Here is a 16435-nt window from a genome sequence, read left to right on the forward strand (position 1 = left end):
CGGAGCGGGTACCACATCGCTGCGCGATGTGCAAGCGAACACCCGCGCTGCGCGCGGGTGTTGCGCTCCCGCTCCGCGTGAGCGCTGGCGGGTGCCTGCGCCACCCGCACACCCTGCCTGCTGCGCAGGCAGGGTGACGGTCCGTCCGCTGCGCTCCCGGACCGGCGGGACTCCGTCCCGCTACCAGGCCTCTGCTTCGCTCCAGCCTGGTCGGCGGGTCCGCTGCGCTCCCCCTCCTGACGGTCCTTCCGGCTGCGCCTCCAGAACCGCTGGGGCCCGCTGACGCGGGCCCGGCTGGCTGCAAGGGGGAAAGGTCGCTCGTTCGTGTCGGGTTCCAGTGTAGTGGCTGCCTCAGGTTGATGCACCATGTACCGTTGGCGAAAACAAGGGACATCCCCAGTATGGGATTGGAAGGAACTGATGGATCAGTTATTGGCGTTGGTGGCCGCTGTGATCGGCGGATCGCTTGTCCTTCTCGGAGATGCTATACGACGCAGGGTCGAGAAGCGTGTGCAAGAGGTTTTGCGGCTCGTGGAGGCAGCTGCTCAACTCTCCTCTATGTACAACCGCTTGTGTGGTCAGCTCCTCGATGCCGTCGCAGGCGATGTCTCGATGACTCAAGTTCCTTCTCCTGACCCTCTCCGATACGAACTGACCACTCGATTCTTTATGACACCGGGCAGCGAGCAGCTCAGCGCTCAGGCTTCACGCCTCATCACGTCCTACATGCAGCTGAGGAGTTCGTACGGGCAGCATGAGGCTTGGGAGGCGGCCCGTAGCGAGCACGCTGCAGCCGTACGCGCCTTTGAAGCCGCAGTTCGCTCTATCTTGCACCGTGGCCATATCTGATCCTTTTTCTATGCCTTTGAAAGGGGGCCTAGAGTCCTGTGATTCAGCTCAAGGAACATCAGGTAGACCAGAAGTCGGCTTTCCGAAAGTGGGTGGGATTCCCTGGGGGGTCATCTGTGCCCCCTCAGGGTGCCCGGGGCACGATCGTGTCAGCGACCGGTTCGGGCAAGACGATCACGGCGGCTGCGTGCGCGCTGGAGTGCTTCCGGGGCGGCCGGATCCTCGTGACCGTGCCGACCCTGGACCTGCTCGCGCAGACCGCCCAGGCGTGGCGCCTGATGGGCCACCGGGCCCCGATGGTGGCCGTGTGCTCGCTGGAGAACGACCCGGTCCTGAACGAACTGGGCGTACGCACCACCACCAACCCGATCCAGCTCGCCCTGTGGGCCGGGCACGGGCCGGTCATCGTGTTCGCCACGTACGCCTCGCTCGTGGACCGAGAGGACTTCGACGACCCGACGGGCCAGGGGCGCGTTCGCGGGCCGTTGGAGGCCGCTCTGGCGGGTGGAGAGCGCCTGTACGGACAGCGGATGGACGGTTTTTCGCTCGCCATCATCGATGAGGCCCACTCAACCGCAGGCGATCTTGGCAGGCCATGGGCGGCGATCCACGACAACGCCCGCATCCCCGCCGACTTCCGGCTCTACCTCACTGCCACCCCACGCATCCTGGCGGCTCCCCGGCCGCAGAAAGGCGCGGACAGCGAGGAACTCGAGATCGCGTCAATGGGCCAGGACTCGGAAACCTACGGGCCCTGGCTTGCCGAGCTCGGGCTCTCGGAGGCAATCGAGCGCGAAATCCTCGCCGGATTCGAGATCGACGTGCTGGAGATCCGCGACCCCTCGCCCGTGCTCGGGCTGTCGGAGGAGGCGCTGCGGGGCCGGCGCCTCGCGCTGCTTCAGACCGCCCTCCTGGAACACGCCGCGGCGTACAACCTGCGTACGGTCATGACGTTCCACCAGAAGGTCGAGGAGGCCGCGGCTTTCGCGGAGAAGCTGCCGGAGACGGCCGCCGAGTTGTACGTGAACGACGTCTCCGGCGACGACCTGGCGGCCGCGGACCGGCTCCCCGCGTCGTCTATCGACGCGGAGTTCTACGAGCTCGAGGCTGGCCGCCACGTACCTCCGGACCGGGTGTGGTCGGCGTGGCTGTGCGGCGACCACCTCGTGACCGAGCGGCGCGAGGTGCTGCGGCAGTTCGCCAACGGCATCGACGCGGCCGGACGCCGGGTCCACCGCGCCTTCCTCGCCAGCGTTCGCGTTCTCGGGGAAGGTGTCGACATCACCGGCGAGCGGGGAGTCGAGGCCGTGTGCTTCGCCGATACCCGCGGCTCTCAGGTGGAGATCGTGCAGAACATCGGCCGGGCACTCAGGTTGAACCGCGACGGCTCCACGAAGGTCGCGCGGATCATCGTGCCCGTCTTCCTGGAGCCCGGCGAGGACCCCACGGACATGGTCGCCAGTGCCAGCTTCCGCCCCCTTGTGGCGGTCCTCCAGGGCCTGCGTTCGCATGACGAACGTCTGGTCGAACAGCTCGCCTCACGGGCACTCACCAGCGGCAAGCGCAAGGTCCACGTCCGGCGTGACGAGGACGGGCGGATCGTCGGGACCGGCGGCGAGGGCGACGGCGAGGACCAGGAGGAAGGCGACACCGACGCCGCTGCCGAGTCGGCCCTGCTCCACTTCTCCAGCCCGCGTGACGCGGCGACCATCGCGGCTTTCCTGCGCACCCGGGTCTACCGGCCGGAGTCCCTGGTGTGGCTGGAGGGCTACCAAGCCCTGCTCCACTGGCGGAAGGGGAACCACATCACTGGCCTCTACGCCGTCCCCTACGACACCGAGGTCGAGGTCGGCGTGACAAAGGCTTTCCCGCTGGGGAGGTGGGTGCACCAGCAGCGAAAGGCACTGCGGGCCGGGGAACTGGAGCCGCGGCGCAAGGAGCTCCTGGACGCTCCCGAGGCCGGGATGGTCTGGGAGCCGGGCGAAGAGGCGTGGGAGAACAAACTCGCCGCACTCCGCTCCTACCGGCAGGCCACAGGCCACCTCGCACCCCGCCAGGACCAGGTGTGGGGCGAGAGCGAGGCCGGGGGGCTGGTACCCGTTGGGCAGCACATGGCCAACCTCCGCCGCAAGGGCGGCCTCGGAAAGGACCCCGAGCGTGCGGCGGAGCGCGCGCGGCAACTGGCCGCGATCGACCCGGACTGGAACTGCCCCTGGCCACTGGACTGGCAACGCCACTACCGTGTCCTCGCCGACCTCGTCGACGCCGACGGCCACCTGCCCGACATCGCTCCGGGCGTCCTCTTCGGCGGCGACGATATCGGGCGCTGGCTCCAGCGGCAGTCCCAGCCGGGTACTTGGGCGCAGCTGTCGACCGAGCAGCAGGAGCGGCTGTCCAAGCTGGGCATCAAGCCCGCCCAGGCGCCGTCTCCGGCCCCTGCGGCTACGCGTGCGACGAAGGGCCCGAGCAAGGCGCAGCAGGCGTTCCAGCGCGGCCTGACGGCCCTCGCGCAGTGGGTGGAACGAGAAGGTGCTCACCGGCCTGTACCGCGCGGCCACAGCGAAGAGATCGCGGTCGACGGCGAGACGGAGCCGGTGGCCGTGAAATTGGGTGTGTGGGTCTCCAACACCAAATCGAGGCGGGACAAGCTCGCCCAGGACCAGCTCGACGCACTGCGGGAGCTGGGCATCGAGTGGGCGTGACGCTCCCATCGGCAAGGTCCCGTCCCGTTTGGCAATGATCCGAGGCTGGGTCAGGGGCGCGGGGGCGGGGTGGTGAGGTAGGGAGCGAGTTGGGCTTCAAGGTCGGCGATGCGTTTGTCCATGAAGCGGTTGTTCTGGCGTGCACTGGTCAGGCGTTCTTGGATCTGCTGGTTGTCCTGGGTGAGCTGTCGTACGTGCTGCTTCAGCGTGGTGTTCTCGGTGACGATGCGCTGAAGTGAGCCTTCGGGGAGATCGTGTTCGAGGTCGCGGATCTTGCCGAGGAGTTCTGCGATGTGGGTGCGCTGGGTGCGGATTTCGCGGTGGGCCTGGGCGAGTGCGTCTTCGGCGTTGAGTGCACGTTCTCTCCAGGCGGGCTGGGCGCGGCTGCCGCTTTCGGAGACCGCGGGGTGAGCTCTGTCTACGCGGTTGGCCTGCTCGATCAGGGCTCTGGCCTGCTGGTTTTGGTAGAGGAAGGTGCGTGAGACGCGGGCGGTACGGGCAAGGGCTGCGACGGTGACAGGCGTATGGTCGCGTGCCGCGGCCGCCAGGGCGGCCTGGAGGCGTTCGAGCATCTCCTGCGTGGCGTGGCGGCGGGCCCGGACGGCCGCGTCGGTGCGGGACGTACTCATGGCTTCCCTGTGGCATCCGGGCCGGATGCCTGCAGTGCGGCGAGGTCTCGGGCGCGGAAGGCGGTGCTCCAGGTGCGGTGGAAGTAGTCCTGGGGGCGCCGCAGGTCGAGGGTGAGGGCTTCGTCGAGGATGCCGAGGGCGGCCAGGGCCTGCTCGAGTCCTTTGATGGCCTTGGCGGTGGGTTCGAAGACGGTGTGGAGGTAGTCGGCGGTGGCGTCGTCGGGGGCGTTCTCGGCGATGGAGCGCCACTGTTCGGCTTTGCGTCGCCAGTAGAGGAGGTCTGCGCCGGAGAGGACGAAGTTGTCGCAGTTCTCGCAGTCGAGTTTCCAGGGGCAGGATCCGCCGTCGACGACGGGTTGGTAGGTGCAGAAGCCGCCGTCGGCGGGGGTGCTGCGGCGGGAGAGGTCCAGGGCCAGGGCGAGGGCTGTCTCGCGGTCCATGGGGGTGGTGTCGCCGGAGAGGAGTTCGCCTGGGTTGGGTGCGCCGGGCCCGGCCACCCAGATGGTGTTCAGGACGTCTTCGAGGTCGCTGTTGGTGATCTTCACGTAGTGCTCGGCCATGCGTTCGGAGAGCTGGCCGAGGTAGCGGCGGATGTGGGTGAGTGTGGCGCCGGCGCGCAGCAGGTTGGTGGCCAGGGTGTGGCGGGCCTGGTGAGCGACGTACGCGCCGCCGAGGTCGAGACCTTCGATCCAGGTCTTGAAGCGCTGGTTGAAGTGCCCGTAGGAGATTGGCTGCCGGCCGTTGGGGTTGCGGATGCGGGAGGGGAACAGGGCCAGGCCGGGGCGTTCGGCAGCTGCCGGGGTGCGGCCGTAGCGCTTTTCGAAGAGCTGGAGTGTCTTGGTGCGGCGGGCATCCAGGCGCTGGTAGACGGGTTCGGGGATGCGGATGCCCTCGTTGTAGTTGCCGACCTTGGTCTGGTCGTGCCACAGCATGGCCAGGCCGCGGTAGCGGCCGATGCAGTCCAGCCGCAGTCCGACAACCTCGCTGCAGCGGCGCCCGGTGGCGACGATGGTCTCCCAGATGTCCCGCAGGCCCCGGTCGTTGAGGTCCAGTTCCTCCAGGCGGCGCAGGTTGGTCTCGTCCATCAGCGCGCGGGCAACGTCGTCACTGAAGGGGTTGCGGGAGCGCTGCTTGAGACCGGTGCCGCCGAAGGGGATGGCGGTCAGGAAACCGGTGTCGATACCGAGGCGTTCGGCGTGGCCGGCGGTGATGGCGCTGTAGAGCAACTTGCGGGCCTGGTTGAAGACGAATTGGCAGCTCAGGTCGGTGACGGTGGGGGATCGTCCGTCGACCAGGACCAAGCCCAGGGACGGCAGGCCGTGGCGGGCACGGTGGCGCTGGTCGGCGACGAACCGCTCGGCATGCTCACGGCGCAGCACGGCGGGGTCATGGCCGGCGTCGGGGGCGTCAGCCTGGAGGAAGACGCCCAGCTCGACTGCGGCGCGGCGCATCTGGTCGAAAGGGCCTCTGGTGCGGGGGCACTGAGGGGATCGGAGCCACTCGGCGAGATGGTCCCAGAGCAGGTCGCGCAGCCACCTCTGCGGTACGGCGGTGATATCGAAGTGGCTCTGGGCGTTCTTGAAGCGCCGTCCGAAGTGATCAGTCTCCAGGAAGCCGGCGTCCTTGGTGTCCGAGGGGCTGTAGTAGACGCAGCGCAGCCCGCTGACGACTTCCCAGATGATCTTTCGGACCTCGGAGTCCATCTGCTTGCGCGTCAGGTCTTTGTAGCCTCCGTCGTGCAAATCCATCAGGGACGTGATGCTGCCCCGCCAGCAGTACCTGACGAGATTCCTGATGCCGTTGGTGGTCCACTCGGAGTGCTGCGCGGACTGGGCATGGGCGTGCAGGCCCCACTGGATCTCGGCCCGCACCAGCGGGGGCAGGCAGTGGAGGTTGACCAGCCCTGGCTGCGTGACCGGCTCCGCGGTGGCGCACCAGGCGCGGAATGCCTCCTCGTCGCCGTAGGCCACCGGGAGCGGCCGGCCGTCCTTGAGGGGGCCGCGTGAGTTGTGCGACCGGGCGTCTCCGGGGCGGTTGTCGATCTTGTACCGGTTCAGATGCTGCAGACACAGCCCCAGCGAAGTGCAGGCCAAAAACGGGCACCGCGCCGTGCACAGGCCGTAGCCGGGAAGCGGGCGCTGGGTACGGGACCAGTCCTCGAACCGGGCGCGGTCTATGCCGACTGCCTCGCCGTACTGCCACCTGGTCTGGTGCTGCTGGCACAGCCGGGTAGCGGGACTGATCGCCGGACGGTCGGGACAGATCAGGCACCGGCCGTAATCCACTCCCCGCGCGGCGGGCAGAGCGGTGGCCGCGTCCATGAAGGCTCGCTTGGTCTGCCCCGCCCGCTCGGCCTGCTCCCACTCCAGGTTGTGCGTGTTGCACAGGTTGTGGCTGACCCGGCGGATACGCAGGCAGCCGTCAACAGCGCACTGCCAGGCGTAGACCGGGTGGTAAGGCGGGATGAAGATCAGTGTGTCGCGGAAGAGCGGGTCGAATGCGGGGGCCTCGATGAGGGCTGTGAGCAGTTCGAGCCGGTCGCGGCCGATGCGGGTGGTCTCGGTGCGGCCGGGCAGCAGCGTCAGCGGGATCACGGCCGTGTCCCCCACACCTGCTCCAGTGCCGCGGTGAAGACCGGGTCGTGGACGTCCACGTGGCCGTAGACCTGCTCGACGGTCGCGGCCGAGGCCCAACCGCCGGCCTCCCGGGCGATCACCGCGTTGCCCCGTGCGGCGTCCAGCACCGCGGTGGCGAAGCTGTGCCGGAAAGCATGCGGGACCACCCGGCCGATCTGACCACGGGCCGCGGCCCGGCGCAGCATGCCCCGGGCCGCGGCGGTGGTCCACGGCTGGCCTCGGGAGGGACCGTGCAGGCTGACCAGGAGCATGCCGTGAGCGCTCTGGGCGGGGTACTGGGTGGTGATGTACTCGAAGTAGGTGTGGATCATCGCCGGGCTCGCCCGGCGCACCGTCCCGCCGCTGACGGAGTTGTCCTGCCAGACCCAGGGTGTCTTCGTCTTGACCCGGGCCCGGTTGGCGTTGTCCTCGCGGTGGCAGATGTGCACATGCGGCCCCCGGCACTGACCGCACGCGGCCTGCTCGCGCAGGTGCAGGTCGACCAGGCGCAGCCCGCACAGCTCACCGATCCGGAAACCGCCGTCGGCCAGCCACGTGACCACCATCCGGTCCCGCGCGCACGAGGCCGCCCCCAGTAGCAGATCCCGGGCGCCCTCGGGCAGCATCTTCGGATGCCGGCGCACCCGCTCCGCCGGAGCCAGGGGGTTCGCGGGCATGCTGTGCAGGACGTGCCCGAGCATCGCCCGCCGCCGATCCGCCCGGGTCGGCAACCGTGTTGCCCGCAGCGCCTCGGCCAGTGTGGGGTTCACGCCGTGGATACCCAGGCGGAGGTAGAAGCCCTTCAGGCAGGCCGCCGCGGTCTTCAACGCGCTGTGCCCGTACGGGCGCTTCCCCTCCCGCCACGGCAACCCGAACGGCCCCTGATAGTCCGCCCCGAGTGCCGCCATGTAGTGCCGCAAATCCTCAAGCGACACCGACTCCACCGACAGACCCGCAAAGCGGAGCCAGCGCAGATGATCTACCAGCACATACGCGTACGTCCGGTCCGTACCCGCCCGGCAGGTACGCAGGAACCCGTCCGCCTCCGCCACCACCGAGCAGTCCGTGTCCACGAGCGTGTAGGACACCCGCCCGCCCCCACGGACGACCTCCTGCACCCGCAACTGGCCCACCACCAGCCGAGCACCCACCCCGCACCGTCCCCTCCGGACCGGGCACCGCCGCGGTGGCGGCACTCCGGGCCCCGAGTCCACACCCCTCCCCCACACCCATGGACCACTCCACGCGAACGTCACACACACCCAGGTGACGGTTGGTAAAGTCCGTCACCCTCACACGCCAGAACGCCCCCTCGGGTCACGTTGGCGGCGGACATCCTCAGGGGCAGGCATGGCCGACGGCCCGGTGGTTCATCCACACCGCCACATCGCACACCCGCAGCGCACTCACCGTCTCGGGTAGCCCCGCGGCCTGCCTCAGCTCCAGCAGCTGGCGGTGCAACGCGGCCTCATCCTCGCGCAGCGCGGTGTGGAGGGCGAGCCAGAAGGACGGCGGCCGGCCGACGGCGCAGCGGACGATTCGGTCGTAGACCGGGATCAGTCGGGGACGCTTGCGGGCCAGGACCTTCCCGGCGATGACCCAGTTGACCCTGTACTGCTCGCAGAGCAGACCCCAGGCCTGATCCGCCGGCGAGCCATCGGCCACGACGACCGCGTCGGCGTCAACCATGTCGATGTCCCTGGGAATGGCGTGCAGCAGACCGGACAGCCGCGCGCCGAGGCGGCCCTCCAGAATGTCCAGCGCAACAGGCGCTGGAACGGTGACCGACAAGGTCTGCACCGCGACCAGGTCCTCCGCCGTGATCCGGTCAGCGACCTCCGGCCGGTCTCCCCCACCCGCCAGGTGCTCGAACCGGCTCCCGGTGAACGGCATCCCGCCGGGCGGCAAGCCTATGCCGAAGTAATGCCGCAGGTCACTGATGACGGGCTCGGAACTCAGCAAGACACGCAACCGCTGTCCCAACGGCGGCAATGCTCCACCGGGAGCACCGAACGCTGGGAGGGAAGTGGCCATGAGAACTCCGTCCTTCGTCGAGATCGTGAGCGGGTGAGCGGCGCCAAAGGGTCCTGCCCGAGAAGCATGCGGCGAGCTGGTCGGTGGGGCGCGCAGGGGCACCGGCCATCAGCTGGTGGTGGAGTTCGGATGCGGCTGCGGCAGGGCGTTGACGAGTGGCCTGAGGGCACTGTCCAGCAGCCCAGCGTGTCGGGCTGGTGCGTCGGGCTGTACTCGCATGACGTGCAGGATGTGGTCGCGTACGGCGGCGTTGCGCAAGCTGCCGGACTGCTTGCTGCGCTGGATGTCGAGGAGGCTGGGGCCGGAGGCTTCCTGCAAGGCCTCGATCATCTCCAGTTCTTCGATGTCGACGATCTCCACCGGGTCCGTGTCCGGCCTCGTCAGCAGCCCTTTCCTCCGGGCGCGTTCACGGATCACGGTCAGGGTGATGGGGTTGACGGGGAAGCCTTCCGGCAGCACGAGCAGCGGCAGGAAGCGACGGTCGTCGGCAGCAGCAGGTGCGCCGGTGAGGGTGGCCTCGTCGCCGCGCAGCGCGGTGATGGTCGCGTCGATCTGTTCGAGTTCCTCGACGAGTTTGTCGATGTCCTGGATCTGTGATTCGCCGGGTACGGCGGTGCGGGCTTCGCGGCGTAGCTGGGTGGTGGTGACCTCGATGACGATCCAGGTGCCGGGATAGTCGATCGCGGCGTCGGCGATGCGCTGGCCTGGGGCGGTGTAGGCGGCCTTGAGTTCGGCGTCGTCGTAGACCCGGCGTGTGGTGCCTTCGTCGCGGGTGATCGTGTGCAGGACCTCGCTGACGTAGACCTCGCTGCAGTGGCGCAGGGTCTGTTTGGCCCGGGCGGCCATCTTGCGGTGGCCGGTGGGCTTGGTACGCCCCGGCGGCGGGCACTCGATGTCGAAGATCGGCAGCCACCCGAAGGCCCGGCTGATCAGGTGGCGGGGATCGAGGATCAGCAGCCGGTCCTCGGGCAGGCGGATCACGGGCCACTGCTGGAAGGGGTCGAAGGACCATTCGGTGCGCTGTTCTGGGCGTTCACCGTGTACGGCCTCCCGCATGCCGGGCAGGTCGTTGGTGATCAGCATCAGGACCGACTCGACGCGCTGCGCGGGCAGGGTCAGGCCAGCCAGTTCGCCCGGCTCGATGACGAACCGTCCCATCGTGGTGCGCAGCCACAGGTAGCCGGCGACGGCCGCCAGGTCCTCCAGGCGGGCGCCGGTGCAGTCCTGGTAGGTCTGGCTGAGGTCGACGATTCCCGGCTCGCCGTGGTGTTCGGCGGGCAGTTGCAGCCAGCGCCGTGCGTAGCGGGCGAGGACGCCGGGGACGGACCAGCTGCGGTGGAAGTGCTGGTTGGCGATGAGCTCGCGGCCCAGTGTGCCGGGCCGGTCCGTGATGACGCTCGGGCCGGGATCGGGATGGTGGCCCAGCACCTGGGTGAGACTAAACAGAGCGCCGACGATGTCGCCGTCGGGTAGGTCGTCCGGCACGGTGTCCGGCGATACCTCCATGGCCCTGCGGGCCAGCAGCATGAGGGCCTGGGGCACGAGCAGTCTGCGGGTCTCGTCCCGGAGGAGGTTCCGGACACGGCTGCGGACCGGCTCATCCAGCCACTCGCCGGCGAAGTGCGTCTCGACGGCCTGCACGGACACGCCCGGCAGCTCCAGGGCGTTGAGCACCTGGGCGCAGAACCGTATGACGCCTTCAAGAGGAAGGCGCTCCAGTTGGCGCACGGCGTAGTCGGCGGGCAGCTCGAACCCGAAGATCTCATCGGGCGTGAGATACGCCGCGCCCAGGTCGATGGGCGCGGGCGGCACGGAGGTGGCGGGCACCAGCAGGCCGCTGGAGTGCTCGTTCCAGCGGGGCACGAGAGCCGTCGCGGTGGATCCCTGCAGCACCGGGTGCCCGGCCGAAGGGTTGGTGGCCAGGTAGCCGGTACGCAATGACGCGGGCTCGGCATCCGTGAACATCCTGCTCAGCGTTTCGATCTTCTGGGCGAGGCGCTCTGCGGCGTCCATCGGCACTCCCGTCGTGCGTGTGACCACTTGCTGTGAACTACCGGCTGCCGGTGTCACGTTGTTGCGGATTTCAGTGTTGGTCTCGTGGGCCGGGCGGGCCAAACGCATATGCGTGGTCCTCCCGATGCTTCTGGGCGGGTGTTCTCAGCGGAGTCGGTGCAGGAGATCGTCGACGGCCCGCCGGGCGCGGAGCGGCCAGTGGCGTACCGCACGGGCACGGGCAGCGCGGGCCTGTTCAGCGGCCCGGTGCCGTCCCGTGACGGTGACAGGGGCGTCGTCGCCGAGTGCCCGCAGCATGCCGTCGTAGGGGCAGCCCGTCTCGCAGCCGTCCTCGCGGTGATCGAGGGTGGCGGTGGTCAGGTGGTACAGGTGGGCGCCGGTGTCTGCGATCCCGCCCGGCGCGGTCGTCATCGTGACGAACTGGTTCAGCTGCGCTGCCGCAGCACTGAGGGAGAAGACGAAGACGTTCTCCTTGCGGCGCAGCGTATGGCCGGCGGGCAGGCCGGTGATGTAGGCGGGGTCGTCGAGGGAGCCGTCGCGTTCGGCTTGGACGTGGGCGGGGTCGTACTGGCCCAGGCATTCCATGCAGGCGCGGCCGGGGGCGGCGATGTGGGCGCGCCATTCGGCGCCGCGCAGGCGTCCGCCACGGGCGTCGACCGCGATGCCGCCGTCGACGACGGGGATGAGGTGGGCGTAAGCAAGGAGGTTGAGGACGGCTCGGGGCCAGGGCCGGTCGACGCAAGAGTGCTCTTTCGGTGCCCGCCTGCCGGCCCAGACCAGTTCGAGGCGGTGGTGCGCGTCGGCGACCTGCCCGAGCAGGACCTGGGCGGCGATGCGGTCGCCGATGTCCGCGGCGGTGACCATCACGCCCAGCAGCAGGCCGAGGGTGTCGACCACGACGTGCCGCTTGCGGCCGTTGATGAGCTTGCCGCCGTCGAAGCCGCGGCTGTCCGCGCCGACGACGGCGTCCGCCTTGACGGACTGCGAGTCGATCACCCCGGCCGTCGGCTGCGCGTCCCGCCCCAGCTCCTCACGGACCTGTCCGCGCAACCGGTCGTGGAACTCCTTGACCAGGGCATTGTCGCGCCAGCGGCGGAAGAATGCGTAGATGCGGTCCCACGGCGGGAAGTCGATGGGCATCGCCCGCCACTTGATCCCGTTGTCCACGAGATACCGGATCGCATCGAGCATGGCACGGTGGCAATACGCCTCCGGCCGGCCGCCCCGGCCGCGCATCCAGCCCGGCACCGGCAGCAGCGGCAGGACCCGGGCCCACTCCGCGTCCGACATGTCCGTCGGATACCGCCGCTCACGCATCGGGTTGTCGGCGGCGTTTCCGAACCGGTGAGCCAGGCAGTCACACTCCCAGGTGACCGCGCTGGACTGCCCGGCCATCCGCACGCAAGACTGCTGCACCAGGGCCTCCTGCTGCTGCTCGGTGATTCGACACCAACGAGCTGTTCAGGAGGCCCTGTTCATATGCGCCCAGCGCCCCGCGACCACCCGATCGGGACTCCCGTTCGACCCGCATCCCTCAAGATCGAAAAGACAAAAGCTTCTAAAGTCCGTCACCCTCACACGCCAGAACGCCCCTTCAGGTACCGCTTTGGCGGTAGACACCATCAGGGGCAGGCGTGGCCCAGAGCCCGGTGGTTCATCCATACCGCCACATCGCACACCCGCAGCGCGCTCACCGTCTCCGGCAGCCCCGCTGCCTGCCTCAGCTTGAGCAGTTGACGGTGCAAAGCGGCGTCGTCCTCGCGAAGCGCGGCGTGCAAGGACAGCCAGAACGGACGCGGGCGGCCCAGCGCACACCGCACCACACGGTCGTAGACCGGCAGCAGTCGGGGACGTTTGCGGGCCAGGACCTTCCCGGCGATGACCCAGTTGACCCCATGCTGCTCGCAGAGCAGTCTCCAGGCCTGATCCGCCGGCGAGCCGTCGGCCACGACGACCGCGTCGGCATCAGCCATGTCGACGTCCCTGGGAATGGCGTGAAGCAGACCGGACAGCCGCGCGCCAAGGCGGCCCTCCAGAATGTCCAGCGCGACCGGCACCGGAACGATCACCGACAGGGTCTGCACCGCGACCAGGTCCTCCGCCGTGATCCGGTCAGCGACCTCCGGCCGGTCTCCCCCACCCGCCAGATGCTCAAACCGACTGCCGGTGAACGGCACCGCGCCGGGCGGCAGACTGATGCCGAAGTAGCGCCGCAGATCCACGATGGCCTGAGGGTTCGTAATGAAGGTATGCAGTCGTTCTGCGAACACTAGTGGGGCACCGATCAAGAGAGCAACACTCCTCCGTCTCAGCGATTTCCAGGGAATCATACCGATCTCTTGCGCGAGTAAGCCCGAAGGGCGGGGCTATGCAGTGCATAGCCCGAACGCCCTCCACACCGACGCCGATACAGCACACCCCGCATTTTCCACCTCGTCGACGAGACGTAGCGCTCGGTCGGCGATAACGAGGTCTTGTGAAACAGGTGCGATCTCATCACCCAACCCCCTAAGGAAGTTCGCGATCCTCGGCCATGAATAGAAGGCAGTCCCGCCCACTTTCTCCTCTGGCTGCGGAAATCCCCCCGGCCCTCGCTGACCTTTCGACAGTTGCACCAACGACTGTCGGCTTCGCCCAGCTCGCTGCGCAGCAATATCCAAGGTCACGATGTCATCGTGGATTACACGCGCGGCACGAAGCCCGTTTATCTTGCGGATTTCTCCGGACACCAATGCGACGGCCTCAAGCATCGTGTTGGCCACCACATCGCAATGCAGCTCCGAGACACCTGAACCACCAATTGTGTAGGAAACGGAACCGTCCGCAAAAAGCGGAAGATCCTCGCTGGCGCTGGTGTCAATAAAGTCAGCCTCGTCCCGCGTCAACTGCCGGTTGAGGGCTAGAGTGAATGTCCATTCTACAGGCACGATATTCTCCTTCTTTTGGGTCCGATCCAGTTTCACGTCATCTCGGGCGCGGTTCGGACGGGCCCTCCAGCATGGCGCCATATTTCTGCCAGAAAGTGCGCCCCACTGGAGGGCCCGCCTCGGACTTACGCCCAAGGCCGGCCAGTCCTAGTGCTTTCGGTGCCGCCTCACGAACTCGTCTATGCGACGAGCAAACACACTCGGATTACGGGGAGAGTGGTGAATCGGGAGAGATTGACCACACCCCGAACAAGTAAGTTCCCCCCACCGATGTCCATTAATATTTTCTGATATTGACAAACCCTCCGACTTGGCCGCACTCAACGCCTTGCGAATGTCCGATTTTGGATGATTTCCCAAATCTAATCCCTTATACAGCCTTACGCGACCTTGGAGTGGCCATGGTCACGGCAACGCTATCTCGAGGTGTAGCAGATGTGCAACAGCAGGTAGCCCGAGATCCATCGGCCACCGCCACACCTCAAATCTCCAGCGAGACCTGGCAACCAGTCAGATGTCTTGCACGGCCAGAGGACGGCCAGCCGACGCGCACATGTACGTCACGCAAAGCAGCAGGCCAACCTCGACGCATATACGCCTCCAACCGGTAAAACGGACGAGGCCCACGGAACCGCCGGTGATCTTGGTCGTCCGTGGGCGGCGATCCACGACAACCAGCGGATCCCTGCCGACTTCCGGCTCTACCTGACTGCTACCCCGCGCATCCTCGCCGCGGCCCGCCCGCAGAAGGGCGCGGAGGGCCAGGAGGCGGAGATCGCGACCATGGCCGATGATCCGGAGGGTACGTACGGCGCGTGGCTCGCGGAGCTCGGGCTCTCGGAGGCGATCGAGCGGGAGATCCTCGCCGGGTTCGAGATCGACGTCCTGGAGATCCGTGACCCCTCCCCCGTCGTCGGGGAGTCGGAAGAGGCGCGGCGCGGCCGGCGTCTGGCGCTGCTGCAGACCGCGCTCCTGGAGCACGCGGCGAAGTGGAACCTCAAGACCGTCATGACGTTCCACCAGAAGGTGGAGGAGGCCGCGGCGTTCGCGGAGAAGCTGCCCGAGACGGCTGCCGAGCTGTACATCAACGACGCCACCGACGACGACCTGGCCGCCGCCGACAAGCTGCCGAAGTCCTCCATCGACGCGGAGTTCTACGAACTCGAGGCCGGCCGCCACGTCCCGCCGGACCGTGTGTGGTCGGCGTGGCTGTGCGGCGACCACCTCGTGACCGAGCGGCGCGAGGTCATCAGGCAGTTCGCCAACGGCATCGACGCGGCCGGGCGCCGGGTGCACCGCGCCTTCCTCGCCAGCGTTCGCGTGCTCGGGGAAGGCGTGGACATCACCGGCGAGCGCGGAGTCGAGGCCGTCTGCTTCGCCGACACCCGCGGCTCCCAGGTCGAGATCGTGCAGAACATCGGCCGCGCCCTCCGGCTCAACAAAGACGGCAGCACCAAGGTCGCCAGGATCATCGTGCCGGTGTTCCTGGAGCCCGGCGAGGACCCCACCGACATGGTCGCCAGCGCCTCTTTCCGCCCCCTTGTAGCCGTTTTGCAAGGCCTGCGCAGTCATGATGAACGACTCGTCGAGCAACTCGCCTCCCGCGCCCTCACCAGCGGCAAGCGCAAGGTCCACCTCCAGCGCGATGAGGACGGGCGAATCGTCGGGGCCGGCGGCGAGGGCGAGGACCAGGAGCAGGACGACACCGACGCTGCTGCCGAGTCAGCCCTGCTGCACTTCTCCAGCCCGCGCGACGCGGCGACGATCGCCGCTTTCCTGCGCACCCGGGTCTACCGGCCGGAGTCGCTGGTGTGGCTGGAGGGCTACCAGGCCCTGATCCGCTGGCGCGCGGAGAACGAGATCACCGGCGTCTACGCCGTGCCCTACGACGTAGAGGTCGAGGTCGGGGCGACGAAGGCGTTTCCGCTTGGGCGGTGGGTGCACCAGCAGCGCAAGGCCCTGCGGGCCGGGGAGCTGGAGGACCGGCGCAAGGTCCTCCTGGACGCACCCGAGGCCGGGATGGTCTGGGAGCCGGGCGAAGAAGCGTGGGAGGCCAAGCTCGCCGCGCTCCGGTCGTACCGGCGGGCAACGGGGCACCTCGCGCCGCGTCAGGACGCGGTGTGGGGCGAGGGCGAGGCGATGGTGCCCGTCGGGCAGCACATGGCCAATCTCCGGCGGAAGGGCGCGAAGAACGGCCTGGGCAAGGACCCGGAGCGGGCCGCCGTGCGCGCGGCGCAGCTGACGGAGATCGACCCGGACTGGGACTGCCCGTGGCCGCTGGACTGGCAGCGCCACTACCGCGTGCTCGCCGACCTGGTCGACGCCGACGGCGTCCTGCCCGAGATCCAGCCCGGCGTGCTGATGGACGGCGATGACATCGGACGGTGGCTGGAGCGGCAGAAGCAGCCGGGCACCTGGGCGCAGCTGTCCACCGAGCAGCAAGAGCGGCTGTCCGGGCTGGGCGTGCAGCCGCTTGAGGCGCCGTCTCTGGCCCCGGCGGCCACGCGTGTGACGAAGGGCCCGAGTAAGGCGCAGCAAGCATTTCAGCGCGGCCTGGCGGCCCTCGCGCAGTGGGTGGAACGGGAAGGTCCCCACCGGCCTGTCCCAAGGGGCCACAGCGAGGAAATCACGGTCGACGGCGAGACGGAGCCGGTGCTCGTGAAGCT

At 68.4% G+C, this 16435-nt stretch carries 10 protein-coding genes; 2 read left to right on the forward strand and 8 right to left on the reverse strand.

The window, feature by feature from the left end:
• Positions 1–887: 887 nt before the first annotated feature.
• A complete protein-coding gene (locus tag ACL02U_RS31785; RefSeq protein ID WP_412794471.1) occupies positions 888–3551 on the forward strand; it encodes a Helicase associated domain protein in 2664 nt (887 codons plus the stop codon).
• Between the two features lie 50 nt (positions 3552–3601).
• Here ACL02U_RS31785 and ACL02U_RS31790 read toward each other — a convergent pair whose 3' ends face one another.
• From ACL02U_RS31790 to ACL02U_RS31825, 8 genes are all read right to left on the reverse strand, one after another.
• Positions 3602–4180 carry a DUF6262 family protein gene (locus ACL02U_RS31790; protein WP_398281993.1) on the reverse strand — a complete coding sequence of 193 codons (579 nt, stop codon included), beginning with the start codon at positions 4178–4180 and terminating at the stop codon, positions 3602–3604.
• The gene (locus tag ACL02U_RS31795; protein WP_398281990.1) at positions 4177–6789 is read right to left on the reverse strand and encodes a tyrosine-type recombinase/integrase; all 2613 of its coding nucleotides are present in this window, start codon (positions 6787–6789) and stop codon (positions 4177–4179) included. The genes ACL02U_RS31790 and ACL02U_RS31795 overlap by 4 nt, the downstream gene beginning before the upstream one ends.
• Complete coding sequence (locus tag ACL02U_RS31800) at positions 6771–7946, reverse strand: tyrosine-type recombinase/integrase (protein ID WP_412794472.1); 1176 nt, start codon at positions 7944–7946, stop codon at positions 6771–6773. Before ACL02U_RS31800 ends, ACL02U_RS31795 begins: the two co-directional genes overlap by 19 nt.
• A 187-nt stretch (positions 7947–8133) precedes the next feature.
• On the reverse strand, positions 8134–8757 hold the full coding sequence (locus ACL02U_RS31805; protein ID WP_412794473.1) for a DUF6308 family protein: 624 nt from the start codon (positions 8755–8757) through the stop codon (positions 8134–8136).
• Positions 8758–8937: 180 nt separating this feature from the next.
• Positions 8938–10842 (reverse strand): hypothetical protein, encoded by a 1905-nt coding sequence (locus tag ACL02U_RS31810; protein ID WP_412794474.1) that lies wholly within the window; start codon positions 10840–10842, stop codon positions 8938–8940.
• Positions 10843–10986: 144 nt separating this feature from the next.
• The gene (locus ACL02U_RS31815; RefSeq protein WP_412794475.1) at positions 10987–12258 is read right to left on the reverse strand and encodes an IS5 family transposase; all 1272 of its coding nucleotides are present in this window, start codon (positions 12256–12258) and stop codon (positions 10987–10989) included.
• Between the two features lie 206 nt (positions 12259–12464).
• On the reverse strand, positions 12465–13064 hold the full coding sequence (locus ACL02U_RS31820) for a DUF6308 family protein (protein ID WP_412794476.1): 600 nt from the start codon (positions 13062–13064) through the stop codon (positions 12465–12467).
• Between the two features lie 144 nt (positions 13065–13208).
• On the reverse strand, positions 13209–13805 hold the full coding sequence (locus ACL02U_RS31825) for a hypothetical protein (RefSeq protein ID WP_412794477.1): 597 nt from the start codon (positions 13803–13805) through the stop codon (positions 13209–13211).
• Between the two features lie 483 nt (positions 13806–14288).
• Here ACL02U_RS31825 and ACL02U_RS31830 point away from each other — a divergent pair.
• Positions 14289–16435 (forward strand): Helicase associated domain protein (locus ACL02U_RS31830; RefSeq protein ID WP_412794478.1); only part of this gene is annotated, 2147 nt, incomplete at its 3' end.

Origin of the sequence: Streptomyces sp. MS06 (genome assembly GCF_047200655.1) — a bacterium.
Classification (GTDB): Bacteria; Actinomycetota; Actinomycetes; order Streptomycetales; family Streptomycetaceae; genus Streptomyces.

What these genes read in the sequence shown, in the direction of transcription:
- ACL02U_RS31790 (WP_398281993.1), bottom strand. Translation starts at nt 4,180, where the DNA reads ATGAGTACGTCCCGCACCGACGCGGCCGTCCGGGCCCGCCGCCACGCC.
- ACL02U_RS31810 (WP_412794474.1), bottom strand. Translation starts at nt 10,842, where the DNA reads ATGGACGCCGCAGAGCGCCTCGCCCAGAAGATCGAAACGCTGAGCAGG.